Source organism: Bradyrhizobium sp. ORS 111, assembly GCF_045571485.1.
Taxonomy (GTDB): Bacteria; Pseudomonadota; Alphaproteobacteria; order Rhizobiales; family Xanthobacteraceae; genus Bradyrhizobium.
The window spans coordinates 4,961,755-4,985,240 of the sequence record NZ_CP120701.1; the positions used below are offsets into that span (position 1 = coordinate 4,961,755).

Sequence of the window (23,486 nt, forward strand, 5' to 3'; positions counted from 1 at the left end):
CACGATGCTGACAGGCCACGTCTCCCGGGGGCGAAGCGCAGCCGCGCAGCAAATTGACGTTTCATCGCCGCCTCAGCTCGGCCTGCGGCGTCGAGCCGTCGGCGCTGACCGGCGTCACCAGCACTGGCGCATTGGCGTGTTCGCCGGGTTGCGGCAACGTCAGTATCGCTGCCTCGTGATCCATTTCCATCGTGACCTCGCGGCCCTGGATCGTAAGCAGCTTCCAGCCTTGATAGTTTTCGCCGAGCTTCAAGCGCAGGGCCTGCTTGGTCGACTGATCGAGAAAGATGCCAAAGCTCTCGTCGTCGCTTGCGATCGTTCCAACCAGCGACAACGGTGGCGGTCGGATTTCCTTCTTCCGCGGCGGCGCGGGTGGCGGCGCGGCCGCAGGCTCCGAGGCGACCACAGGCGGCGGCCGCCGCGACGGCGAAAAAATCGGACGATCGCGCGTTCCCGACAATCGAGCGAGCGGTATCGCCCATAGCGGGTTGGCGCTCAGCGGCTGCTCTTGCGCCGGCGGCGGGGCAACAACACGAACGGACGTCACCGGTTCGCTCGAACGCGGCGCGGCCGGCCCCCCAAGCCGCGTCTCCTCGGCAATGCCGGCGTCGAGGTCGTCGGTCGTGATTGCGACCGTCGCCGCCCTGGCAACATGGAGCGACAGCCCAAGCGCCACTATCAGAATGATAGTGATAAAGCTGCGGTTCATTTGGCGCCTCGCCATTGCCCGGACACTCCCAGCAGAACCCGTAACTTGCCGGGCTGCGACCCGGATGAGGTTGTCGGGGTCTGGACCACCAACTGATCGACAAACAGGAACGGCATTCCCGCCTCGATATCGTAAAGCAGCTCCTGCAATTGAGGCTGCTCGATCTCACAGCTCGCGATCATGCTGAGGAATCCCGGCTTGCTCGATGAGCTCTGCACGTCAAGCTGTGTCGACAACACGTTGCCGCCGAATTTCGTGACGGCGTTCGCCACCCGCTGCAACAAAGTCGCGCCTGCAATCGTGACGGTGGCGCCCTCGAGGTACGGCGACCCGGCCGGCATCGCACCCTCTGCATTCGGCTTGGCCGCCGCGCGGTGCCCCCCGAGTTGCTCCAGCATGGTCACGGCGGCAGCGACCTCGCTGCGCTGGTCGATCAGATCGGAGATCGACGTCACCACGGTGAACAGCAGCATGATGACCAGGCCGACATAGGCCACCGCCGCCAAGAGCGGCGAGGACGTTACCAACCTTAAGGGTGTGGACTGGATATTCACGAGCCTGATCCGAAATAGGCGGTGATGTGAGCTTCAATGTGGAATCGTTCGCCGGGCTCGTTCGCCGCATGCGTGGTGGGCGCAAAGAAGGTGGCGCGGGTGAATTGTGGGGAGGACTGCTCGATCAAGCGGATCAGCGAGGGGGCATCCTGGGTCATCCCGACGATCTGGATCTTGTCCCCCTCGATCCGCAATTCCGTCACATAGGTGGAATCGGGCAACGCCCGCGAGATCGCCTCCAGCACCATGACGCTCGATGGCGTGGTTTGCTTGCGCTTGGCGAGCAGGCCGAGCCCTGACGCAGAGCCGTTCGTGCCAAGACGCAATGCGGCGCGGCGCTGGGCGATATGCTGCTGCAGGTCGTCGAGCTCCGATTGCAGCGAGCCGCCAAGATAAGCACTGACCAGGAGCGACGCGGCCGCGGCGAGCGCGCTCGACAGCAGGATGCCGCGCAGCAATCGGGGCACGTTGACCGCGGCGCTGATCACGCTGCGCAGCGGCCGGTCCAGCAACTTGATCGGCGCGGACGGATCGGCTGGCGCCAAGATCGCAACCGATGCAGCGCCGACGGCCTCAGCGAACCGCAACAGCGGCGCGACCTTCTCTCTCGACGTTGCCGCAAAGCTCACCTCGATCCGGTCATTCGCAGCAGACGTGGGTGCCCCCCAGCCGAACACCGCATCATTGGCCGACCATGGCGTCAAACGATCGACCTGAGCCCTGATCATTCCATCGAGGAAATCGGCCGCCTTGCTCGGGAAATCGAGCTGGTCGGTCATGACGTGATCCGCGCGCAGCAGCGCCTCGATGCGGCTTCCCCGGAACGCGACGTTCCACGTCTCCGGCAGCGGCGGGTCCGGCGCGTCGCCATCGAAACGGAAGGACAGGTCGGGCAGATCGACCCCGCCCTTCGCGTTGCTCGCACTTGCCGTGAACGTGCCGTCATCGTGTTCCACGAGCTCGATGCGTGGCGCGCGGCCGAAGCGGCCAGCCATCGCGTCGATCGCGCGGCTCACCGCCTCGATCCATTCGGTCAGGAACGATTTCGCGTCCGATATCAGCGCCATCAGGACCTCCGGCGAAGAGGCAGGTGAGCGGATTCGACATCGTCCTGCCACGACAGCACGCGATAGGGCTCGCGCTTGTCGCCGAGAGCAATCACCACTTCCGACGTGGCGCGCCGGCCGTTGGCAAAGCCGATCGTCGTTTCGACGCGGTAGCACGGGCTCTTGGCTTTCGGCAGGTTGCTCTTCGCCGGAACGGACGGGTCGGCACCGGCAAGCGGATCGTTCGAAGGTCTGATCGCACTGCCGAATGGATCCGCGCCTGCACTGGAGCGTTTTGCGAAGGCCGCGACCACTTCCGGCGCCGCGATCGTCGCATCGATATCCGCCGACCCGTTGAAGATAGTAACAAACGGCAAAGCGCGATCGACGAGTGCCGGCGGAAGCCCAGCGACCAGGGCAAGCTCATTGACATGCGTGAACAACGACTGCCGTGGCGTGTACCCCAAGGCCGCGTAGCGCGCCGCCTCTTCGTTGGTGCTGCCCGGCGCGGGACGGGTGCGCCAGCCGACGATGCGGTCAGCATCCTCGTTGGCAGCGTCCTTGCTGGCACCGAGCCCAGCCAGAAACGCGGCGAGCACCTCTTTCGACGCAAGATTGAGATCGATCCGAGCCGCTTCCGAGGTGAAGGTCACGCCGACATCGGCGTCGTCCATCCGGAAATGGAATGAACCCTGCGCCGGCCTTGCATCGTCGCTGGCCAGGATCAACTGATAGGCCGTGAGCTCGACGCCGGCTGATACCAATGCTTCATTCTGCAGGGCGGTGTCGCCGAGCGACATCGCGCGAGCCGATGCCGACAGATAGAGCGTAAAGATCATCGCCAGCGATGACAGCGTCAGGAGAATCCACAGCACCACAACGATCACGAACCCGCGTTGGGACTCATCGGCAGCGCGTCGCGCACTGGTCATAACTGACCTCCCTGCCCGACGGCGTTGGCCGGCCCGCCGCTGCCGGGGTTGTTCGGCTTGTCGGTGCAGTTACCGTCCGGCCGCGTGCAATCGCTCGGCACCTGGGCATGGACCGGCGCAATGGTCGAGACCGAGAGCACGCGCTGGCTGGCGGCGTCCCGGATGGTCAGCTTGATCATGACGGGCAATTGCTCGGCCTCGCGCCATGTGCTTTTCCAGACCCGGTCCGGCCCCGCATAGGCAAAGGACAGTCGAAACGACGAGCGCAACAACACCACGGGATCGCGGAAATGCAACTGCTCGGACAGCGACGAGCCGGCCGGCAGCGGCCCAAACCGCGTCCGCGAGCGCACCGTCACGAACTCTCGGCGATCGGAGCTCTCGCCGAGATGCACGACGTCGAGCCCTGGCCCCGCGTTGGGGCCAATCGCAGTGCGTACGAAGGTGATCGAGAGCTCCGAGCCATCGAACAGTGGACGGCGGGATTCGCGATTGGCGGGAACATACTCGGCTGCGGCGAGGTCAGCCGCAATGCGCTGCAGCGCCGTACCAATCACTTCATCGCGCTGGACCCGGTCAATTCCCCGATTCCAGTTCGGCAGCCATTGCGCGGTGATGCTGGCAAGCGCCGACAACACGAGGCCCATCAACGCCAGCGCCACAATGGCTTCGATCAAGGTAAAGCCAGCCTCACGCTCGCGCCGGGTCGCCATCACCGCCGTCATTGGGAGGCGACCTTTTTCATCAAGCGCACCGTACGAACGTCCGATGTGGCTCCGCTGGGCGATCTGACGCGCACCCTGACAAGCTCGGGTATCCAGGCCACGTCGGAATCCGGAACCGTCCAGTCACCGCCAAGTGGAGTGACGTCGACCGTCCAGCCGTAGCCGTCGGCCTGCCCTGACGAGGTTCCCTGCCGAAGCTGATCGCGCGGCGGAATCGCTGCGGCCATCGCGGTGCGCGTGGCCTGCATCAGCGCGACATGTCGCTCCAGCGAACGCACCCCGCGTACGTTGGTGCCCATCACCGAGCCGATGGCAACGATCACGACGGCGACGAGCGCCAGCGCCACCAGCACCTCGATGATGGTGAAGCCGGCGTCACGGCGTTCAGTTGATGGCGACGTGGCGGGGAACAATCTCGACCCTCCCGGTCAGCCAGTTGACGCGAACCTCATAGCCTGCGTCGAAACGCGTCAAGGCGATGGTGCCGCCGCACGACGTGCCATTGGCTAGAAAGCGAATGGTCGACACCGCAGCCTGCCGCTGGCACGTCTCCGGCAGCACCGCATCAAAGCGCACGTCTTCCGGAATCCGGATCGCGCGTTGCGAGGCGCCGGACCGGATCATGCGCCCCTCGGCATCGACCAGCGTCGCGACGCTGACCTGCCGGCGGATCGCGGCATCGCGGTCCCCCTTCAGGAGCGTCGCCGCCTGCAAGGCATAGGCCTCCAGTCGCGAACGCGAGGTCTCGCGCGGAACGAAGGGCAGCAAGACGGCCGAAAGCAGCGCGATGATCGCGAGCACGCAGACCATCTCGAGCAAGGTGAAGCCTTGTTCCGCCGATCTATTCATTCTTCGCAGTGAGCTTTTCCAGCGAGATGTCGGCGGCCGTGCCGCTGCCCCCTTCCTGACCATCCGATCCGTAGGAGACGATGTCATAGGGGCCGTGCTCGCCCGGTGAGCGATAGATATAGGCATGGCTCCACGGATCGTTGGGAACGCTGCCACCCTTGAGATAGGGCCCGTTCCAGGCTGCGACGCCCGGGGTCGACCGCACCAGTGCAGCCAATCCCTCCGCGCTCGACGGATATCGGCCGGCATCGAGATAGTAGAGGTCGAGGGCGCTCGCAAAGCTCTGCAGTTGAATCCTCGCCGCCTTGACCTTGGACTCACTGAGATAATTGAGCACGCGCGGTCCAATCAAGCCCATGATGAGACCGATGATCGCGATCACGACCAGCATTTCGACGAGGGTAAAGCCGGCCTCGCTGGCGCGCGAGCCTTCACGTCTGGCGCGCTGTCGGGCCGTTCCGTCGATGAGATGCTCGCCGATATATTTGAATGAGATCATGGTGAACCACCCTCCGGCCTAGTTGACCAGTTGCGTAACCGACAGCAACGCTGTCATGACCGACACGATCAGGCCCCCGACGACCGTGCTGATGGAAATGATGGCGAGCGGCCCGACAATGCCGACAATGCGGTCGAGGCTGCGCTGCAGCTTGGCCTCATAGAATTCGGCGACGCGGCCGGCGAGCGTCGGCAACTGCCCGGTCTCCTCGCCCAGCCGCAGCATGCGCACCGCCATCGGCGGCAGGCTGTTGGCAACCGCAAGCGCGTCCGACAGTTTTCCGCCGTGCCGCACGCGGTCGGCCGCCGCGCTCCAGCTTTGCTCGTTCCCGGTCACCGCCATGATATCGACGAGGATGCGCAGGGTCGCCGTGAGGTTGACACCGCTGCCGAGCAAGACGCCGAGATTCCGGCAGAACAGGCTGCTGCGATAGAACTGGAAAATGCTGCTGACACCAGGCAAGCGCGACAGGCCGCTCACCATCGCCGCGCGCGTGCCGGGCCGGCGCAACAGCCCCCAGCCGCCGGCGATTGTGGCCGCGGAGACCAGCATCGCCGGGGTCGCGTTGGCACGCAGAAAATCCGACAGCTTGATGAAGGCGCCCAGCGTCGTATCCGACTTGCTGCCGAAATCCTGCAGCACCGACGAGAACTGGGGCAGCACGAACAGAATAAAGAACAGCATGACGCAAGCCGACGCGACCAGCACGAAAGCCGGATATTGCATCGCATCCGTCAGCTTGCGTCGCATCTGCTCCGAGCGTGCACGCTCCGCGCCAAGCATGTCCAGCACCTGATCGAGCGTGCCCGACACCTCCCCGACGCGGACCAGCGCGGCATACATCGGCGAGAACAGCGCGGGATGATTGGCGATGGCATCGGCCAGGCTTTCGCCCGTGAGCAGCGAGGCGCGAAGCTTGGCGACCACGGGACGCAACCGTCCGACATCGGCATCGCCGGCCAGCAGCTCGAGCGCATCGTCGAGCCTTGCGCCTGCCTTCAGCAGCAGCGCAAGGTCGCGCGTGAAGGTGGTGATCTCGGCGGCACTTGGCCGGCCGAACAGTCCGTAGGCCATGGCGCCCGAGGGCGACCGCTTGTCTTCGGTCGTCTCGATCGGAAGCAACCGCAGATATTCAATGCGGCGTGCGACCTCGGCCGAGGTCGGCGCCGAGATCGTGCCGATCACGATCTCGCCGTTCTGTGTCAACGCCCGGTAGCGGAAGTTCGGCACGGCATCACCGCAGGGTTGTGACACGGAGGATTTCGGCAGGCGATGTCAGGCCCGCACGGCACTTGACCACGCCGTCGTCGAGCATCGTCGTCATGCCACCCTGGATCGCCATCTCGTCGATCTTCCGTCCATCCGTCTTGTCGCCGATCAGTTCGCTAAGCTCGCCGGTGAGCTCCAGCACCTCGAAGACGCCGAGGCGGCCGCGATAGCCCGTGCCGCCGCAGCGTTCGCAACCAACGGGGTCATGGATCACATCGCCGCAATGGAAGCCGAATGCGCCAAGCCGCGGGTCTTCGGCAAGATCGGCATCGGCGAGCACGCGGGGTGCCTTGCAGCGCTCGCAGAGTTGGCGAACCAGCCGCTGCGCGATCACCGCGCGCAGCACCGAACGCAAAAGATATCCCTCGACACCAAGATCAAGCAGACGGGGCACCGCAGCCGCGGCCGTCTCGGTATGCAGCGTGGTGAGCACCAGATGCCCGGTCAGCGCGGCATGAACCGCGACATGCGCCGTCTCGGAATCGCGGATTTCTCCGACCATGATCACGTCCGGATCCTGGCGAACAAACGAGCGCAGCGCCGCCGCAAAGGTCAGGCCGATGGCCGGCTTGACCTGCGCCTGATTGATTCCGGGGATTTCGTATTCGACGGGATCCTCGATGGTCAGGATCTTGCGGATCGGTTCGTTGAGGATCGACAGCACGGTGGCGAGCGTCGTGGTCTTGCCGCTGCCGGTCGGACCGGTGACGACGATCATGCCGTGCGGCAATTTCAGCAACCGCCGCAACCTCGCTTCGTCGGGAGGAGAAAATCCCAGCTTGTCAACGACGAGCAGCCCGCGATCCTTGGGCAGAATGCGGATCACCGCCGACTCGCCGTGCTGCATCGGCATGATGGCGACGCGGATATCGATGTCGGCCCGACCGGCTCTCAAGCGCGCGGCGCCGTCCTGCGGCAGTCGCCGCTCGGCAATGTTGAGGTTGGCCACGATCTTGATACGGGAAATGACCGCCTGCGGTAGCACATTGGCCGGCGCAGAGACAGATCGCAGCAGGCCATCGATGCGCATGCGCACCACGAGGCCGCTTTGGAAGGGCTCGATGTGAATGTCGCTGGCGCGCAGTTCGACCGCCTTTTCAAGCAGATCGTTGACCGCGCGCACCACCGGCGCGCCGCTTGCGAGGTCGCGCAGGCTCTCGATGTCGTCCTCGCGAAGCTGCGCCGGCAGGGCATCGCTGGCTTCGGCCTCTTGCTGCTCCAGACGCTGATCGAGGACCACCGCCAGATCTTCGGAGGTCGCAACCTTGATGGCGACGCCCGTGCCGAGCACGATTTGCGCCGCACGTTGCGCGGATTGATCGGTCGGGTCAGCCACGGCGAGCACCGCTTCGCCTTCCGGCGAACGATACGGAAAGACAACGGTTTCCCTCAGGAAGCGCGGCGAGAACGACGATGCCAGCGATGCCGCCGACATCATGTCCTGCAACGTCACCCGCTCATGCCCATGAAAACGTGCGGCCTCGTCGGCGAACTCCCCCGCCGACAGGTCCACGAGCTCCCACAGCTTGGCCCGTCGCTGATCGGCACCAAGCTGACCCGCGGCATCGTCGCGGCCATCGACCACCGTCAAGTGCTTGGCTTGACGGAGATGTTCAGCAAACTGCGAGGATAAGTCGCCAGCCATACGTCGCTCCGGAGGCGCAAGCTTTGAGCTAGGCCGCCGTGTCATGGGCCGTCGAAGGCGATGCGTGCGGTTACCAGCTATCCGGGATGTTATTGACCCGAAGTATGACAGCCGTACGAAGCTTCGCGCGCCGCCACCGCCCAAAAAGCGTTCAACGATCGGTAGTCACCGGCGAACGCCGACATCATCTGAAATCAACATAGGTCCACAAACCACCGGTCGATGTAGCGACCAATTTATTTCTGTCATGTTCGATCGCTAAGAATTCAATCCCGGAGAGGTGACACAATCAGATCGTCACAAACGATCCACAAAACACCGGTAGTCGGAACGGCGAAGTCTTATGATGCGTGTCACCAAGCTTAGCCGTCATCCGGCGATCCGTCGTGGCATGGCGGCGGTCCTTCTTCTGTCTTCGCTGACGCTCCTGGAGTCCTGCAATTCCGCGACCGTCGGCTCCAGCGTCGACGGCTCCCAGCTCGACATTACGGACAAGATTCGCTCGATCGACCTGTTGCCGCGTCAGTCTCAGCCGGTGGGTAACGGGTCCGCCGCGGCTGGCAGCAACCGCGCCGGCTCCCCGGCGATCTATGAAGGCGCAGCGATCACGGCTGTTTCCGATGACCGGCCGCAACCGACGTCGAGCGGCAACGGCTTCGACCTGAATTTCGAGAACACGCCGGTCGCAACCGTTGCCAAGGTCGTGCTCGGCGACATCCTCCAGGTCGGTTACACCATCGATCCGCGGGTGCAGGGTACGGTGAGCCTCGTGTCGGTCAGGCCGGTGTCGAAGTCGGACATCATCTTTGTGCTGGAGGATGCACTGCGGCTCAGCGGCGTGGTGCTGCTTCACGATGCCTCCGGCTATCGCCTGACGCCGCTGGGCGATGCGGTCGGCGCCGGTCGCGTTGATGCCGCGGCGGCACGTCCCGAGCCGGGCTTCGGGGTGTCGGTGGTGCCGCTACAATATGTGTCGGCCCAGACGCTGCTAAAGCTGATGGATAGTTTTGCCACCCGGGCCGGCACGGTGCGCGCCGACACCACGCGCAACCTGCTCCTGATCCAGGGCACCGGCGCCGAGCGCCGCACCGCGGTCGATACGGCGATGAGCTTCGACGTCGACTGGATGCGCGGTCAGTCGGTCGGAATTTTTCCGATCTCGAGCGGCCCTCCGGCGCCGATCATCGCCGAACTGGAGAAGATCGTCGATTCCGGCGAGAACGGTCTCAGCCAAAACGTCGTCAAGTTCGAGCCGATCGCCCGGCTGAACGCCATCATGGTGGTGAGCAAGCGCCCTGACATGCTGCGCACCGCCGCGACGTGGATCAAGCGGCTTGATCACGCCGACACCGCGCGCACCAGCGTTCATGTCTATCACGTGAAATACGGCGAAGCCCGCCAGATCGCGCGCGTCTTGACCGACATGTTCCTCGGCGGCTCGAGCGCCTCGAGCCTGCTTGACAGTGCCGACAACCAAGTTGCGCCCGGCTCGGGCACGTCGGCGACGTCAAGCGCCGACCGCCTGTCGCTCAATGCCAACAATCCCGCCACCGCCAACAGTTTTGCTGCGCGCGGAGGCACTGCGAATGGCAGCGCGGCCGGCCTTGGCGCGCAAGGCGCAAATGCCTCCGGCACCAATGGCGGCGCGCTCGACGCCGGCCATGGCGCGACGCCGTCGGGCAATGGCCAGCCGATGCTGCAGGACGTCCGGATCACTCCGGACGCCACCAACAACTCGCTGCTGATTTACGCCGATCAGGCGAACTACCGGATCATCGAGTCGACCTTGCTGCAGATCGACCAGCCACAGGTGCAGGTCGCGATCGATGCGACGATCGCCGAGGTGACGCTCAACAATACCCTCTCCTACGGCGTGCAGGCCTACATCACCGGGCAGAATCTCGGATTGCGTCCGAACTCCGGATCGATCCTCAATACCCAGGCGACGCAGGCGCCCGCAACCACCATCGATGCCAGCACAGGCGTTGCCTCCGTGACGGGGTCTTTGACCAACGCCTTCATCAACCAGGCCTTTCCCGGCTTCAATTTCCTGGTCGGTTCGGCGACGCAGCCAAGTCTCATTCTCGATGCGCTGCATGCCGTCACCAACGTGAAGGTGCTGTCCAATCCCTCGCTGGTCGTGGTCAACAATCAGGTCGCAACCCTGCAGGTGGGCGACGTGGTGCCTGTTTCAACGGGCAGCGCCACCGTGCTGACCACCAGCAACACCGTCGTCAACACCATCGACTATCGTAACACCGGCATCATCTTGCGTGTCTCGCCCCGCGTCAGCGTCAACGGCACGGTCCGGCTCGACATCGAGCAAGAGATCAGCAACGTGCCGAACACGGGAACAGCCAGCACCCCCAACCTGACGCCGACCATCTCGGAGCGCCGGGTCAAGAGCCAGATCGCGGTTGCGAACGGCCAGACCGTGCTTTTGGCCGGCCTGATCAGGGAGCAACAGACCGGCGCGCGCAATGCGATCCCCGTGCTCGACCAGATACCCGGACTTGGCGACGCGTTCGGCCATCAGTCCAACAACACCGAGCGAACCGAACTGATCATCTTCATCAGGCCGCAGATCATACGCGATGGCTCGGACGCGCATGTCGTGGCCGAAGAACTTCGATCCAAACTGCGCGGAACGATCGCGACCACGAACACCAATGCTCCAATCACGACCAGCTACCATTGACACCAGCCGTCCGGCGTCACTCCGACGTGCTCTGCGGCACTGCTTGCCGGCTGCCCTGGGAGTTGCGCTCGCCGTCTGCGGCGGCCTGCCCGTTGCTCGCGCGGACGCGCTCAGCCGCGGCGTCGCGGCGCTCGACCGTGCCGACTATCTCCGGGCCGTGCGGGAATTGTCGCCGCTCGCCGCGCGGGGCAATCCAAGAGCGCTCGGCCTGCTCGGCTTCATGTATGAGCATGGCTTCGGCGTCCCGCAGGCCTATGATGCCGCATTCGATCTCTATTGCCAGGGCGCAACTGGAGGCGATCCGTTCGCGCAAGCCATGCTCGGATTGATGTACGACAAAGGCCACGGTGCGCATCAGGACTTCATCCAGGCCTACAAATGGCTCAATCTCGCGGCGGCCCGGTCGCAAGGCCACACGCGCGATGTTTACACGCGACTTCGCGATGCGGTCGCCTCAAAGCTGTCGCGCGATGAAATCATCGTCGGACAACGACTCGCCCTGAGTTGGTTGCCCGGCGCTCCAGCTTTTCCCTAGATCCGCAACGGCTCACGCTCATCTGGTCGCGATACGGGTCCAGCGGTCCGCATCATCGCCGAGGCCAACAAACGATGACGAGGTAAATGGTCAGCCTCGTGGGGTCTGCGGTCTGCTGCATCGATCGATCAGAGATCGGTCCGCTCTTCGGAGATATCGCGACGCTGCTCCATGTTGAAGCGCCCCGCATAGATTGGTCGCCCGCCGGTGGTCGGACCAGGATACTGCACGATCAGGATCTCGCCGCCCGTTGACGTCTCGAACTTGCCTTCGAAATGCGGATCCGGATGGAAGATCATCGTGCCCGGCGTATGGAGCTTGTCGTCGATCTTGAATTCGCCGCTCAGGATGTACCAGACCTGTGCGAAATCGTGATTGTGGATTGGATGATGCGCACCGGGCTCGAGCCGCAGGATGCCGGCATTCGGTTCGGTCGGCCGCTCCGGCCGCGGATGAAACAGCATCTTGCCGGTCTCGCCGGGCCAGCGGATGGTCTCCCATTCCACATCGTCGATGTGCTTCGCCTCATAAGGCAGGTGCCTGCCGGTCCCGGTTGCCGTCTGCATGGATCAATCTCCTTGGGGCTTGCTCTTGCTTGATCGGACTGGAGCGGCGGCGCTCGGCACGCGCCACCAATCGAAATGCTCGGCCTTCTGCGGTGATTTCGCGACCACCATCAGGATGCGCGCCTCATCCTCGCTGATATTGTCGGCGCGGTGCGGCAGCTCGGAATTCAGGAAGATGCCTTCGCCGGGCGCCAGATCGAACACCTCGGCGCCGACGTGGAAGCGGATGCGCCCGCTGATCACATAGCAATATTCCTGCCCCGGATGCGACACCATCAGGTCCATCCGGTTCTTTCGCGGAAACGAGAGGTGAAACACCTCGAGATCGTCGTTCGGCATGCCGCCGGCAAACAATCGCCAGCGATAGCCGGTGCTCGGGATGCTCTGGTCCTCACCGTCGTCACCGTGCCGATGCACCGTGACATGGCTGCGCGACGGGTCCTGTGGCGCGGCGAAAAGCTCGCTGACACCTATGTCGAGCGCCTGGGCGATCTGGATCAGGTTGGCAACGGAGCTCGAGACCTGGCCGCGCTCGAGGCGCGACACGAAGGCGTCGGACAGCCCCGTCACGTCGGCGAGCTCCTTCAATTTCATGCCGCGCTCCTCCCGCAGTGAGCGAATGCGTGCGCCAAGCCTCGCCAGCGTCTCGTCCTGCGTCCTCATTGCTCCCATCCTCCCGCCAATTTGCTTCCTTGTCAACATAAATTGCCCTATAGGCAATTAGCTTGCAGCCGATGTGCGGAATTCTTCGGAGAAATCCGTCATCCCGAACGTTGGCGCGCGAGCAAGTTGCGTATCACGCAATCAAAACGAAGAGCAAACAATACCCTGGAGGAAACCCCTGACATGACGATGCCTTTCAAAACCACCCTGTGCGCGGCGACCACCGCCATGCTGTTGCAGATCCCGTTCGCGCACGCCACGATGTCGGACAACGTCATCCGCATCGGGATTCTCAACGACCGCTCGGGCGCCTATGCCGACCTCGGCGGCGAAGGCTCGGTCGTCGCAGCGAGGATGGCGGCGCAGGAATTCGACAACAACATCGGCGGCGTGCCGGTGGAGATCGTCTCGGCCGATCACCAGAACAAGCCGGACATCGGGCTCGGCATCGTGCGGCGCTGGTTCGACACCGAGAAGGTCGACGCCGTCGCCGACATTTCCAATTCCGGCGTCGGTTTCGCCGTGACCGCGCTGGCCAAGGAGCGCAACAAGATCGTGTTGAACGCGTCAGCGTCATCCGACTTCACCGGCAAGGCCTGCACCCGCACCTCGTTCCAGTGGGTCTACACCAGCTACACCAACGGCTACGGTCTCGCACGGGCCCTCACGGCGCAGAAGCTCGACAGTTGGTTCCTGATCACGGTGGACTATTCGTTCGGCCATGCCTTCGCTGCCGACATGCGCCAGGCGGTCGAGAGCGGCGGAGGCAAGATCGTCGGCGAGGTGCGCCACCCCCTCAACACCGCGGACTTCAGCTCCGTGCTGCTGCAGGCGCAGGCATCCGGCGCCAGGGTGATCGCACTCGCCAACGCCGGCGCCGACATGACCAACTCGGTGAAGCAAGCCGCCGAGTTCGGCATCACCCGCGGCCAGACTTTGGTGGCGCCGACCGTATTTCTCACCGACGTCGATGCGATGGGCCTCGCCTCCGCGCAGAACTTGCAGTTCATCACCGCCTTCTACTGGGACCGCGATGCGGAGTCGCGGGCGTGGGCCAACACGTTCTTCGAGAAGTACGGGCGGATGCCGACCATGACGCAGGCCGGCATCTATTCCGCCGTGCGCCACTACTTGCGCGCCGTCCAGGCGGCGAACTCCGACGACGGCCTCGCGGTCGCGGCCAAGATCCGCGAGCTGCCGGTCGCCGACGCGTTCGCTCATGGCACGGTCCGCGCCGATGGTCAGTTCGTGCACGACATGTACCTGGCGCGCGTCAAGACGCCGGCGGCCTCGACCCGGCGTTGGGATTACTACGATATCGTCGCGACGATCCCCGCAGCGCAGGCGTTCCGCCCGCTCAGCGAAGGCGGCTGCGAGCTGGTCTCGCAGTGACGACGCCGGTGGCGGACGGCGTACCGCTGTCCGCCACGATCCCCGGATGGCGTTTGCTGCGATGCACCGGTCGGCTTGGGCCGACGGGCGTCGACAGGACTTGTGGCCGAACGGGCCAATAGCAGCATTGCGGAAGCCGCTTGCCAAGGGCATCCTGATCCCATGGGCTCGACGCTGATAGTTGTGGCAGTGGTCGGCGCCGTGGCGCTGACCGAACGCAGCACTGAACACCTCCCGTTTGCCATCGCGGCGCTGCTTTGTAACGCAGCTCTCTTGCTGATCTTTGTCGCCGATTTCGACAGAGCGATCCTGTTGGCTGGCATAGTGGCGATCGCCATTGCCGGAGCATCCACGGTAAAGTTCGATCACAGCGCCCTCAAACTGACCATTTCGGATTTACCGCTGGTGTTTGCAGGCACCGTCCCATTCCTTGCGCTGCAATATCCACGCATGATGTTGGGAATGCTCGTCAGCATTGTCCTGTTCGTTGCCGTTTCGATTGCGGTGCTGCTCTACGCTGCCGGGCCACCGATCTCGCTGGCGTTTCGACTCCTGCTATTCAACGTTGCTGTCATTGGCTTCGCCGCTGCTGTCGCGACGAAAGGCGGCGTCGCGCCGTCGCGGCTGATGTTGACGCAGCGGCGCGGCTTCTACTCGACCTTCATGGCTTCGCTCGTCGATCGTGTGTGCTGGCGGCAGTTCGGCGGCCTCGCGCTGAGCGATATCGCCAACGACCCGCTGCCGCTGAAGGAGGCGACACCTGCGCGGTCAGACGACTCTCCTGACATTATCATCATCCAGCACGAGTCGGTGTTCGACCCGCGCATCTTCGGACTGCCCGTCGAGCCAATCGTTGAAGAGCTGCTGTCGCCCGCAGATGGTCAACATGGGCGTCTCAACGTCGACATCTTTGGCGGAGGCTCCTGGCAGTCCGAATTCAGCCTCTTGACCGGCCTTTCGAGCGCGAGTTTCGGGTCCAGCGCGTACTATCTCTTCAAGAAGGGTGCCGGCCGATTCCACAGCAGCCTTCCCCATTCCTTGGCATCGCTCGGCTATCGCACGACACTCATGTCGAGCTGTCGTCGCGGCTTCCTTAGCTACGACCGATTCTACAGCTCGATCGGCATACATGAGCGGATGTTCATCGAAGACCTTCCGCCTCCGTTCGATGCCCGATGCTTCGAGGCGACAAATTCCGATGCAATGTTTCTGGATGCGGTGATCGACGCCCACATCAAGAGCGTTACCGATCATCCGGCACCGCACTTTCTCTACGTGCTGACCAACTTCAATCACGGCCCGCACGATCGCCGGCTCGTGCCGGCTGGACAATTTGAGAAGCAGCGCGCCTTTGCCGCGGCGAGCCTCCCCGATGCCGGCTACGCCGAGTATTACGCGCGACTGGCTAAGACCGCTTCCACCTGGCAGAAACTCAAGCGCAGGCTGGCAAGCCGTTTCCCGGGACGCCCCATGCTGATTGTCCATTATGGGGATCACCAACCGGTATTGACGCGACGGATCGCCCACCGGCTCACGTGCCGGGGAGATGCGCGAGACGCGTTCACGACATTTTATGCGATAGAGGCTTTGAATATGTCCCGGACGCCATTTGGCTCCGGACGCGGCGCAGATCTCGACATCGCCTTTCTTGGGACCGTTGCCTTGCAACACGCGGGGCTTCCGCTTGACCCGGTGTTCTCAACCCGCGCGAGCTTGCTGGACGATTGCAGGGAAGCCTACTTTGGCTCGGCTTCCGAACGGAAACGCCAGTTCCATCGTACACTGGTGGATCTCGGCCTGATTGATCTCGTGCCGAACGTTCCACCTGCACGTTAATCGGCGTATTCGGGATACCGCCGCGTCGAGCGAAACGCCTGCAATTATCTGCGCAATCCACAGTCTTTTGGTCGATGGAGATTGCGGCGGATTCTCCTCCTGTCCAAAACGGCGTTGCCCTGCGTCCACACCGGCCCGTCCTCCGAAACATGAGGCGCTCGACTGGCCGCGATCAGGTTGATAAGCCCCACTCGCAAGGAGACTTTGAGTCGAGACATGACCGTTGCGATCGAGATGGGGCATACGACGGCGGGCGGCTCGGCCACTCTGGACCTCGAGGAACTGCTGGCAACGCGGCTGCTGGTGCAGGGCAATTCGGGGTCCGGCAAGTCCCATCTGCTGCGCCGGTTGCTGGAGCAGAGTGCCCCATGGGTGCAGCAGACCATCGTTGACCCGGAAGGTGACTTCGTCACGCTGGCCGAACGTTTTGGTCATCTCGTCATCGACGCCGAGGACCATACCGAACGAGGCCTGCAGGTCGCCGGCGAACGCGCGCGCGTTCATCGTGTCTCCACGGTGCTCAATCTCGAAGGGCTCGATGCCGAGAACCAGATGCGGCGCGCCGCCGCCTATCTGAACGGTCTGTTCGAGATCGCCCGTGATCACTGGTATCCGATGCTGGTGGTGGTCGATGAGGCCCAGCTCTTCGCGCCGGCGGTTGCCGGAGAGGTGTCCGACGAGGCGCGCAAATTGTCGCTCGGGGCCATGACGAATCTGATGTGCCGCGGCCGCAAACGTGGTCTGGCGGGCGTGATCGCAACCCAGCGACTGGCAAAGCTTGCCAAGAACGTCGCGGCGGAGGCCTCGAATTTCCTGATGGGCCGCACCTTCCTGGATATCGACATGGCGCGCGCCGCCGACCTCCTGGGCATGGAGCGCCGACAGGCCGAAGCCTTCCGCGATCTCGAACGCGGTCAATTCATGGCGCTGGGCCCAGCCCTCTCCCGTCGTCCCGTGGGTCTGCGCATCGGTGCTACCGAAACCCAACCGCGCAATGCGCCGGCGAGACTCGTTCCGCTTCCTGGAGCGGCGCTGGAGGACGCGCGGGCCGTTATCCTTGCAGCACCGCCCCCCGAACATAGCCGGCCCCAGCGCCGGCCGGCGCCAGATCTGCTCGGTCAACTCATGGCCGCGAAGTCCGCAGCGGCGGAGATGCGTCCCGACGTCGTGGAGCAGGGCCTCAGCGCTGAGGAATTGGCCGAGCGACGGGCGCGGCTCGATCGGATCCTGTGCGCCATCCTGGCCGAGCCTGACGCGGGTTTCCGCGCCATCGGCGTCCTCTATCAGGAGTTCGTGGTCCGCTGCCGGATCGAGGGCCTCGGCGCGGCCGTGCCCGACCTTGGCGACTTCCGGCGCATGCTGACGCACGCCCGCGCCGGGCTTGCCACCGACATGGCAGAGGATGACGCGTGGCAGGATGTCTCGGTCCGCGCTTCCATCCTGCCCGAGGACATGCAGGGTGTGTTCATGATGATCGCCCGCGCAGCGAAGGAGGGCCGGCCCTGTCCAAGCGATGCCGCGATTGCCCGTGCCTATGGCACACACTCGTTTCGTCGCGCCCGTCGTTTGCTGACCTACATCGAGGAGCAAGGCCTCATCGTCTGCCAACTTGACGGCGCCGGCCGGCGAATCGTGACGCTCGTCGAACTGGCCTGGGCGACGGCTCCGGGTGATCCAACTGCCGAGGAGCTGCCCGCCGAAGCAGACCCAACCAGCTTGGCTCAATGATGCGAGGTCGGGCGGGCGAGGCTGAATCTCCTCCGTCCTTGCCCGCTTAAAGCGCGACGAGATTGAGTTGAATCCTCATCGCGCTTTAGCTCTTTGCTTGAGCATGATCTTTTCGGAAAACCGCTTCACACTTTTCCGGATCATGCTCTAGCGAAATTGCCAACACCACGATGCGTCGCCGCGATCGCGGCGCTCGGTGACGTCGACGCGAATGAAGCGGTCATGCGCCAGCGCGGCTCCAATCCACAGCTCATTCCATGCGTCAAAGATGGCCGAAGACAAAGCCTCGCGTTCCGCCATCAGCCGCCATGAGGTCTGCCGGACGGTTGCGAGGCCGCGTTCCATCAGCAGTTGCGCATCGTCGCCCTGCCCGGCCGCAAGCCTGGCGAACGCCGCCGCGAACCCGGCGGCTCCCGGGCCGACGCCTCCTAGCAGCGATGCGACCTCGTCAAAGGTGTGCATTCCGACCAGACGCGCGGCCGCGCCGGCGAGATGGCCGCCCATCTCGGGCCCGAGCACCGCGATCGTCTCCGGAACGATCGAGGTGATGTACTCCATCGCATAGTTGCGCAGCACCTTCTGCAGCCGCGCTTCGGGCCAGGCATTTTCGGGGAGCCGCGGGGCGAGATCGGCCCGGAACGGAGGGCAGCGCTCACCGGGCGAAAACTGCAAGCGCTCCTCGGGAGCGAGGTCGTGATTCCACTCCTTGTAGTAGCCTTCGAGGCCGGGCTGTCCGTCCACGGTCTGGCCCGTGCATACAAACCCCAGTCTCGGATTGCCGAGGACGACGCCGTTGTTGGCGTGCCATCCCCACAACATCGCGCGCGACACCTCGGAGGGGATGCCGCAGATCGCCGTCCCCGACCAGATCCACCGCGGCGGCGGATAGCGCACCCAGGCCTTTGTGTCGCTTTCGTAGACGTACTCGACCTTCACGCCGCCGACCTGGTTCGACAGATAGTGATATTGCGCACAAGCGACCGCATGAGGAAGCTGATCGAGGCCGAGCTTCTTCAGGCCCGGAACGAAACGTGCCAGCTGCTGGCGCCTGAACGTCCTGAACACCACGTCGGCGGCGCGGATAGCACCGACGCGGGACGAGATCATCAGGATCAGCCCCGTCAGGTAGGAGTGATAGATCAGCTCGATCGCGCGATAGGCCGCGATGTCGTCCTTGGTGGTGCCCGATCCCTGGTTCATTTCTTCTTCTCCAAGCCGGCGACCACGAAGTCGGCAATCTGCTCCGCGAGACGCTTCTTCGCCGCCTGTGTTTCCCCCGAGCGCGGCTGGTACCAGCGCGACGTCCAGTTCAGGGCGCCGAGCAGCGGCTTTGCCGCGAGTTTCGTATCCACCGGCCTGAACTCGCCGGACTCAACGCCATCTCTGATGACGCGGATATAGAGGTTCTCGTTCGCCTCGCGCAGCGCGGCGACCTCCGCAAGCTCCGCCCGTTCGCTTTCGTTGGTGCGCTCCAGAAGATGCAATTCCAGCCCCTGCGCGATCACGCGCAGATACGGCAGGCGATCGATGACCAGGATCGTGTGCGCGACCGCCATGCCGTGCAGCCGTTCGCGCGCGGACAATTTCGCGTCGAAAGACGGCCGGATCGCGGCTTCCGTCAGCTCCATGCCGCGGCGGTGCACCGCAAAGAACAGCTCCGACTTGCTGCGGTAGTAGTAATAGATCGCGCCTTTGGTCGAGCCGATCTCGTCGCTGACCCGATCGAGCGACGTCGCGGCGAAGCCCTGGCGCATGAAGGCGCGCGCAGCAGCATCGAGAATATCGCCCCTGCGATCGGCCAGCGGTTGGCTGCTCTCGATCCTGCCCAGCTTGCTCACATGGCTCTCCTATCGTCGGCACCGTTGACATCACAACATACTACTCGGTAGGTTTCAACATACTACTCGGTATCTAAGGCAGGAGGGTCGGTCGGTGACGGCCGATCGCCCCTCGTCGAGAACGGCACGGTCATCGCCGCACAACAAGAAAAGGCAGGTTGGAAAATGACAGCAAAGATGAAAGCGGGCGCCGCGGTCGCCGGGCTTCTGGCGATCCTGACGGCTTCCACCGCGACGGCCCAGGTGTCCGACAACGTCGTGCGCATCGGCATCCTCAACGACATGACCGGCATCTATGCGGATGCCGGCGGCAAGGGCTCGATCCTTGCGGCCCAGCTCGCGGCCGAGGATTTCGGCGGCAAGGTCGCCGGCGCGCCGATCGAGATCGTGTCGGCCGACCACGCCAACAAGCCGGACATCGCAGCCAATCTCGCCCGCCAGGAATACGACGCCCAGGGTGTCGACGTCATCGCCGACGGCGGCTCGTCGGCGGCGGCGCTCGCGATGCAGAACGTGTCGCGCGAGCGCAAGAAGATCATCCTGCTATCAGGCCCCGCCACCGCCGAGATCACCGGCAAGGCCTGTTCGCCGTACAGCTTTCACTGGATGTACGACACCTATGCGCTGGCCGCGGCTCCTCCGGCGGGCGTGTTGAAGCGCGGCGGCGACACCTGGTTCTTCATCACCGCCGACTACGCGTTCGGCAAGTCGATGGAGAGCGAGGCGACGAAGCGCATCGTCGCCGACGGCGGCAAGGTGATCGGCGGCGTGCGTTCGCCGCTCGACACGCCGGACTTCTCCTCGTTCCTGTTGCAGGCGCAGGGCTCCGGCGCCAAGGTGCTTGCGCTGGCGACCGCCGGGAGCGATACCAGCAACGCGATCAAGCAGGCACAGGAATACAACGTGATCGGACCGAATACGCAGGTCGTCACCTTCCTGATGTTCATCAACGACGTCGACGCCATGGGCCTCAAGAACGGACAGGGCCTCGTCTCCTCGACGACCTACTATCATGACCTCGACGACGGCAGCCGCGCATTCGCAAAGCGCTTCTGGGACAAGATGGGACGGCCGCCGTCGATCGTGCAGGCCGGCGTCTATAGCTCCGTGGTCCACTATTTGAAGGCGGTCGCCGCGACAGGAACTGACGATGGCGACAAGGTCGCCGCCAAGATGCGTGAGCTGCCGGTCGAGGATGCCTTCACCCACGGCGCCAGGATCCGCGCCGACGGTCGCCTGCTGCGCGATCTCTACGTGACCGAGGTGAAGAAGCCGGAGGAATCGAAGGGCCCCTGGGATTATTGGAAAATTGTCGCAACGATCCCCGGAGAGAAAGCATGGCGGCCCGCAGACGAGAGCGAGTGCCCTCTTCTGAAAACCCATTGAGCCAGGGAGTGTCGGGGCATGACGGATCACCGCAAGCTTGTTGTCGAGAACGATGGTCCGATCACGATCATCACCATCAACCGCCCGGACGTTCGCAATGCGCTCGACAACGAGACGGCCTCGGCCCTGACCGCTGCGCTACGCGCGTTTGACGCGGCGCCGGACCAGGCCGTCGCGGTCCTGACCGGTGCCGGAGGCAACTTCTGCGCCGGCGCCGACCTGAAGGAACTTGCTGCGGGTCGCGAGTACCGGCCGTGGGCGGGCGATCCTGATGGTCCGTGCCATGACCTGCTCTCGAAGCCGGTCATCGCCGCGGTGGCAGGCTACGCGTGCGCGGGCGGCCTCGGCGTCGCGCTGCGCTGCGACCTCCGCGTCGCGGAGGAAGGCGCGACCTTTGCCGTCTTGTCGCGGCGATGGGGCGTTCCGATGAGCGACGGCACCACGGTGAGGTTGCCGCGCCTGATCGGCACCGGACGCGCGCTCGACATGCTGCTGACCGCAAGGAAGGTGTCGGGAGCGGAAGCCGTCGCGATGGGGCTCGCCGACCGGCTGGTGCCGAACGGGCAAGCCCTGCCCGCGGCGATCGGGCTCGCGCGCGAGATCGCCGCCTTTCCCCAGATCGCCATGCGCTCGGACAGGATGTCCGCGATACGTCAATGGAATCTGTCGGAGGAGCAGGCGCTCGCGCTTGAAACCAGCCTGTCGATCGAGGCGAGGCAGAAGGAAGCGCGCAGTGGCGCTGCCCGCTTCGCAGCCGGCGCGGGGCGTCACGGCTCGATCGAGAAGGAATAGTTCATGCGCGCGGTGGTTGGACATCAGTTTGGCGGCATCGACAACTTGCGTCTCGAAGACGTGCCCGCTCCGTCTCTTGCGCCGGGCACTATCCGCATCTCGGTCCGCGCGGCCGGCGTGAGCTTTGCAAACCTCTTGTTCATTGCAGGCAAGCACCAGAACCGACCATCGCTGCCCTTCATTCCCGGAACGGAGATCGCCGGCATCGTCACCGAAATCGCTTCCGATGCCGCAACGCCGCTCAGCGTCGGCGACCGCGTGTGTGCCGGATTGCCCTCGGGGGGATTTGCCGAGGAAGCCCTCGTCGATGCCGGCAACGTCTTCGCAATTCCCGATGCGCTGAGCTTTGCGCGCGCGACACTGTTTCCGACCATCTACGCGACGGCCTACGCGGGCCTGACCTGGCGTGCCAACCTCAAGGCGGGCGAAACCCTGCTCGTCCACGGCGCCGCCGGAGCAAGCGGATTGGCCGCAGTCGAGATCGGCCGTGCGCTCGGGGCGCGGGTGATCGCGACGGCGAGCGGCGAGCGCAAGCTCGAGACTGCGAGGCGCTTCGGCGCGGACCACGCGATCGACTACAAGCGCCAGGATTTTCGCGAGGCCGTTCTCGAGCTCACCAACGGGCGCGGCGCCGACGTCGTATTCGATCCGGTGGGCGGCGACGTCTTCGACAATTCCCTACGTTGCATCGCCCCGCTCGGCCGCATCCTGCCGATCGGCTTCGCCTCCGGCCGCATCCCCCAGATACCCGCCAACATCGTCCTGGTGAAGAACCTCACGGTGATCGGTCTCTATTGGGGATTCTACATGGCGTGGGGCAAGTCCAGGGCCGACACAGCCCTGCGCGCGCAAGTCGGGACCTTGTTCCACGAGCTGTTTGCGCTCTTTGAGGCCGGAAAGCTCGGCGCTCCGGTCGACCAGACGCTTCCCCTTGCGCAATTCGCCGACGGCCTTCGACGCGTCGAGCAGAGGCAAGTCATCGGCAAGGTTGTCCTTGTCCCAGGAGAAGCGGCGTGACCGAACAAGCCGTCGGACTGACTTGGCGCCATATCGCGGCCTGTGCACGCTCGATTTCGGCCGGACGTGGCCACTCCTGTCGCCACGCGACCGCCACAGCGGATGTTGTACGCGTCAGTCTCCGCTGGTCGCCCTGGCGAAAGCCGAGCCGCATCCACTGCTGTCGTCCCGGCGAAGGCCGGGACCCATAACCACCGCACTTGGTGATGAATGGGATTGTGGCCCCGGCGTTGCGCAACAATGAACATTTGGGGTAATGGGTCCCGGCCTTCGCCGGGACGACGGTGGGGTAGATCTTGCTCGATGTCTCCCGCGCCGTCGGGCAACTCAGTGATTGGCAGATTCAGCGCGCGTCGTAGAAGACGTCGACGACAGTCAGCGTCAGCGCAGCCTTGCGGGTTTCGACGAGGTGAATTGTGCAGGCGGTTTCGACACGAACAAAGTTGCGCGCCGGCGTGACCGAGAGGAATTCGGCCTGCAGGACCAAGGGCGCGTTCGTCTCGACGGGATGCCTGAAGCGGACATGGCGATATTCGGCGACCAGGCATTTCTCGAAATGCGTGACGCTGTAAGTCTCTTGCAGCAGGCGCGGGAGCCGCAGCAACAATAGATTGCCGGGCACGATGGTGCGACCACCCGGCAGTTCCAGCTTGGCTCGCTCGACATCGGAGTGAATCCACTGGCGATCACCGCTGAGTTCGACGAAGCGATCGACATCGGACTGAGCAAGTGCGAATGGCTCGCTCCGCAGTCCGACGCCGACGAACGCGGCAAGATCGGCGGGGCGGTCGACACGAACCGGCATGG

23 protein-coding genes are annotated in these 23,486 nt (G+C 64.2%); 8 read left to right on the forward strand and 15 right to left on the reverse strand.

Annotation, left to right across the window (positions count from 1 at the left end; translation table 11 throughout):
• Window positions 1-61: 61 nt before the first annotated feature.
• Genes P6U30_RS23180 through P6U30_RS23225 form a run of 10 tightly spaced genes read right to left on the reverse strand, consistent with a single transcriptional unit; the run spans window position 62 to window position 8,228 of the window.
• Window positions 62-709, reverse strand: coding sequence for a hypothetical protein (locus tag P6U30_RS23180; RefSeq protein WP_407165219.1), 648 nt, complete (start codon window positions 707-709; stop codon window positions 62-64).
• Window positions 706-1,206: a type II secretion system protein GspM gene (gene gspM / locus P6U30_RS23185; RefSeq protein ID WP_407170515.1), complete on the reverse strand. Its 501-nt coding sequence runs from the start codon at window positions 1,204-1,206 to the stop codon at window positions 706-708. Before gspM ends, P6U30_RS23180 begins: the two co-directional genes overlap by 4 nt.
• Window positions 1,207-1,259: 53 nt before the next feature.
• The gene (locus P6U30_RS23190; protein ID WP_407165220.1) at window positions 1,260-2,330 is read right to left on the reverse strand and encodes a PilN domain-containing protein; all 1,071 of its coding nucleotides are present in this window, start codon (window positions 2,328-2,330) and stop codon (window positions 1,260-1,262) included.
• The gene (locus P6U30_RS23195) at window positions 2,330-3,241 is read right to left on the reverse strand and encodes a general secretion pathway protein GspK (protein WP_407165221.1); all 912 of its coding nucleotides are present in this window, start codon (window positions 3,239-3,241) and stop codon (window positions 2,330-2,332) included. The genes P6U30_RS23190 and P6U30_RS23195 overlap by 1 nt, the downstream gene beginning before the upstream one ends.
• Complete coding sequence (locus P6U30_RS23200) at window positions 3,238-3,954, reverse strand: type II secretion system protein J (RefSeq protein WP_407165222.1); 717 nt, start codon at window positions 3,952-3,954, stop codon at window positions 3,238-3,240. The genes P6U30_RS23195 and P6U30_RS23200 overlap by 4 nt, the downstream gene beginning before the upstream one ends.
• A gap of 8 nt (window positions 3,955-3,962) precedes the next feature.
• The gene (locus P6U30_RS23205; protein WP_407165223.1) at window positions 3,963-4,379 is read right to left on the reverse strand and encodes a prepilin-type N-terminal cleavage/methylation domain-containing protein; all 417 of its coding nucleotides are present in this window, start codon (window positions 4,377-4,379) and stop codon (window positions 3,963-3,965) included.
• Window positions 4,351-4,815, reverse strand: coding sequence for a Tfp pilus assembly protein FimT/FimU (locus tag P6U30_RS23210; RefSeq protein WP_407165224.1), 465 nt, complete (start codon window positions 4,813-4,815; stop codon window positions 4,351-4,353). Before P6U30_RS23210 ends, P6U30_RS23205 begins: the two co-directional genes overlap by 29 nt.
• The gene (gspG, locus tag P6U30_RS23215) at window positions 4,808-5,314 is read right to left on the reverse strand and encodes a type II secretion system major pseudopilin GspG (RefSeq protein ID WP_407165225.1); all 507 of its coding nucleotides are present in this window, start codon (window positions 5,312-5,314) and stop codon (window positions 4,808-4,810) included. The genes P6U30_RS23210 and gspG overlap by 8 nt, the downstream gene beginning before the upstream one ends.
• Before the next feature lie 18 nt (window positions 5,315-5,332).
• Window positions 5,333-6,544, reverse strand: a complete 1,212-nt coding sequence (locus tag P6U30_RS23220) for a type II secretion system F family protein (protein WP_407170516.1) — start codon at window positions 6,542-6,544, stop codon at window positions 5,333-5,335.
• Window positions 6,545-6,548: 4 nt separating this feature from the next.
• A complete protein-coding gene (locus P6U30_RS23225; protein WP_407165226.1) occupies window positions 6,549-8,228 on the reverse strand; it encodes a GspE/PulE family protein in 1,680 nt (559 codons plus the stop codon).
• Window positions 8,229-8,571: 343 nt separating this feature from the next.
• On the opposite strand from P6U30_RS23225, the gene gspD reads away from it, so the two are divergent.
• Together gspD and P6U30_RS23235 are read left to right on the forward strand one after the other, a co-directional pair.
• Window positions 8,572-10,926: a type II secretion system secretin GspD gene (gene gspD / locus P6U30_RS23230; RefSeq protein ID WP_407165227.1), complete on the forward strand. Its 2,355-nt coding sequence runs from the start codon at window positions 8,572-8,574 to the stop codon at window positions 10,924-10,926.
• 43 nt (window positions 10,927-10,969) lie between these two features.
• A complete protein-coding gene (locus P6U30_RS23235) occupies window positions 10,970-11,461 on the forward strand; it encodes a tetratricopeptide repeat protein (protein ID WP_407165228.1) in 492 nt (163 codons plus the stop codon).
• A gap of 128 nt (window positions 11,462-11,589) precedes the next feature.
• Here the strand turns inward: P6U30_RS23235 and P6U30_RS23240 are convergent, their stop codons facing one another.
• Window positions 11,590-12,027 (reverse strand): cupin domain-containing protein, encoded by a 438-nt coding sequence (locus tag P6U30_RS23240; RefSeq protein ID WP_407165229.1) that lies wholly within the window; start codon window positions 12,025-12,027, stop codon window positions 11,590-11,592.
• Window positions 12,028-12,030: 3 nt separating this feature from the next.
• Entirely contained in the window at window positions 12,031-12,690 is a 660-nt protein-coding gene (locus tag P6U30_RS23245; protein WP_407165230.1) for a helix-turn-helix domain-containing protein, read from the reverse strand.
• Between the two features lie 189 nt (window positions 12,691-12,879).
• On the opposite strand from P6U30_RS23245, the gene P6U30_RS23250 reads away from it, so the two are divergent.
• From P6U30_RS23250 to P6U30_RS23260, 3 genes are all read left to right on the forward strand, one after another.
• Window positions 12,880-14,082: an ABC transporter substrate-binding protein gene (locus tag P6U30_RS23250; protein WP_407170517.1), complete on the forward strand. Its 1,203-nt coding sequence runs from the start codon at window positions 12,880-12,882 to the stop codon at window positions 14,080-14,082.
• A 102-nt stretch (window positions 14,083-14,184) separates the two neighbouring features.
• Window positions 14,185-15,918, forward strand: a complete 1,734-nt coding sequence (locus P6U30_RS23255; RefSeq protein ID WP_407165231.1) for a sulfatase-like hydrolase/transferase — start codon at window positions 14,185-14,187, stop codon at window positions 15,916-15,918.
• Between the two features lie 216 nt (window positions 15,919-16,134).
• A complete protein-coding gene (locus P6U30_RS23260) occupies window positions 16,135-17,646 on the forward strand; it encodes a helicase HerA domain-containing protein (RefSeq protein WP_407165232.1) in 1,512 nt (503 codons plus the stop codon).
• A 147-nt stretch (window positions 17,647-17,793) separates the two neighbouring features.
• Here the strand turns inward: P6U30_RS23260 and P6U30_RS23265 are convergent, their stop codons facing one another.
• Both P6U30_RS23265 and P6U30_RS23270 read right to left on the reverse strand, forming a co-directional pair.
• Window positions 17,794-18,846 (reverse strand): hypothetical protein, encoded by a 1,053-nt coding sequence (locus tag P6U30_RS23265; RefSeq protein WP_407165233.1) that lies wholly within the window; start codon window positions 18,844-18,846, stop codon window positions 17,794-17,796.
• Complete coding sequence (locus P6U30_RS23270; protein WP_407165234.1) at window positions 18,843-19,484, reverse strand: TetR/AcrR family transcriptional regulator; 642 nt, start codon at window positions 19,482-19,484, stop codon at window positions 18,843-18,845. The genes P6U30_RS23265 and P6U30_RS23270 overlap by 4 nt, the downstream gene beginning before the upstream one ends.
• A gap of 177 nt (window positions 19,485-19,661) precedes the next feature.
• Here P6U30_RS23270 and P6U30_RS23275 point away from each other — a divergent pair, with 177 nt between their 5' ends.
• The 3 genes from P6U30_RS23275 to P6U30_RS23285 are packed head-to-tail and all read left to right on the forward strand — an operon-like array spanning window position 19,662 to window position 22,679.
• Window positions 19,662-20,870, forward strand: coding sequence for an ABC transporter substrate-binding protein (locus tag P6U30_RS23275; RefSeq protein ID WP_407170518.1), 1,209 nt, complete (start codon window positions 19,662-19,664; stop codon window positions 20,868-20,870).
• A gap of 18 nt (window positions 20,871-20,888) precedes the next feature.
• Window positions 20,889-21,662, forward strand: a complete 774-nt coding sequence (locus P6U30_RS23280; RefSeq protein WP_407165235.1) for a crotonase/enoyl-CoA hydratase family protein — start codon at window positions 20,889-20,891, stop codon at window positions 21,660-21,662.
• Window positions 21,663-21,665: 3 nt separating this feature from the next.
• Window positions 21,666-22,679, forward strand: coding sequence for an NADPH:quinone oxidoreductase family protein (locus P6U30_RS23285; RefSeq protein ID WP_407165236.1), 1,014 nt, complete (start codon window positions 21,666-21,668; stop codon window positions 22,677-22,679).
• Between the two features lie 343 nt (window positions 22,680-23,022).
• Here P6U30_RS23285 and P6U30_RS23290 read toward each other — a convergent pair whose 3' ends face one another.
• A complete protein-coding gene (locus P6U30_RS23290; RefSeq protein ID WP_407165237.1) occupies window positions 23,023-23,484 on the reverse strand; it encodes a MaoC/PaaZ C-terminal domain-containing protein in 462 nt (153 codons plus the stop codon).
• Window positions 23,485-23,486 lie beyond the last annotated feature (2 nt).

Excerpts from the sequence above, each read along its gene's own strand:
- P6U30_RS23290 (WP_407165237.1), bottom strand. The coding sequence starts at position 23,484 with ATGCCGGTTCGTGTCGACCGCCCCGCCGATCTTGCCGCGTTCGTCGGC.
- P6U30_RS23190 (WP_407165220.1), bottom strand. The coding sequence starts at position 2,330 with ATGGCGCTGATATCGGACGCGAAATCGTTCCTGACCGAATGGATCGAG.
- P6U30_RS23195 (WP_407165221.1), bottom strand. The coding sequence starts at position 3,241 with ATGACCAGTGCGCGACGCGCTGCCGATGAGTCCCAACGCGGGTTCGTG.
- P6U30_RS23240 (WP_407165229.1), bottom strand. The coding sequence starts at position 12,027 with ATGCAGACGGCAACCGGGACCGGCAGGCACCTGCCTTATGAGGCGAAG.
- gspG (WP_407165225.1), bottom strand. The coding sequence starts at position 5,314 with ATGATCTCATTCAAATATATCGGCGAGCATCTCATCGACGGAACGGCC.
- P6U30_RS23200 (WP_407165222.1), bottom strand. The coding sequence starts at position 3,954 with ATGGCGACCCGGCGCGAGCGTGAGGCTGGCTTTACCTTGATCGAAGCC.
- P6U30_RS23250 (WP_407170517.1), top strand. The coding sequence starts at position 12,880 with ATGCCTTTCAAAACCACCCTGTGCGCGGCGACCACCGCCATGCTGTTG.
- P6U30_RS23210 (WP_407165224.1), bottom strand. The coding sequence starts at position 4,815 with ATGAATAGATCGGCGGAACAAGGCTTCACCTTGCTCGAGATGGTCTGC.
- P6U30_RS23225 (WP_407165226.1), bottom strand. The coding sequence starts at position 8,228 with ATGGCTGGCGACTTATCCTCGCAGTTTGCTGAACATCTCCGTCAAGCC.
- P6U30_RS23260 (WP_407165232.1), top strand. The coding sequence starts at position 16,135 with ATGACCGTTGCGATCGAGATGGGGCATACGACGGCGGGCGGCTCGGCC.
- P6U30_RS23275 (WP_407170518.1), top strand. The coding sequence starts at position 19,662 with ATGAAAGCGGGCGCCGCGGTCGCCGGGCTTCTGGCGATCCTGACGGCT.
- P6U30_RS23285 (WP_407165236.1), top strand. The coding sequence starts at position 21,666 with ATGCGCGCGGTGGTTGGACATCAGTTTGGCGGCATCGACAACTTGCGT.
- P6U30_RS23265 (WP_407165233.1), bottom strand. The coding sequence starts at position 18,846 with ATGAACCAGGGATCGGGCACCACCAAGGACGACATCGCGGCCTATCGC.
- P6U30_RS23245 (WP_407165230.1), bottom strand. The coding sequence starts at position 12,690 with ATGAGGACGCAGGACGAGACGCTGGCGAGGCTTGGCGCACGCATTCGC.
- P6U30_RS23180 (WP_407165219.1), bottom strand. The coding sequence starts at position 709 with ATGAACCGCAGCTTTATCACTATCATTCTGATAGTGGCGCTTGGGCTG.
- P6U30_RS23280 (WP_407165235.1), top strand. The coding sequence starts at position 20,889 with ATGACGGATCACCGCAAGCTTGTTGTCGAGAACGATGGTCCGATCACG.
- gspD (WP_407165227.1), top strand. The coding sequence starts at position 8,572 with ATGATGCGTGTCACCAAGCTTAGCCGTCATCCGGCGATCCGTCGTGGC.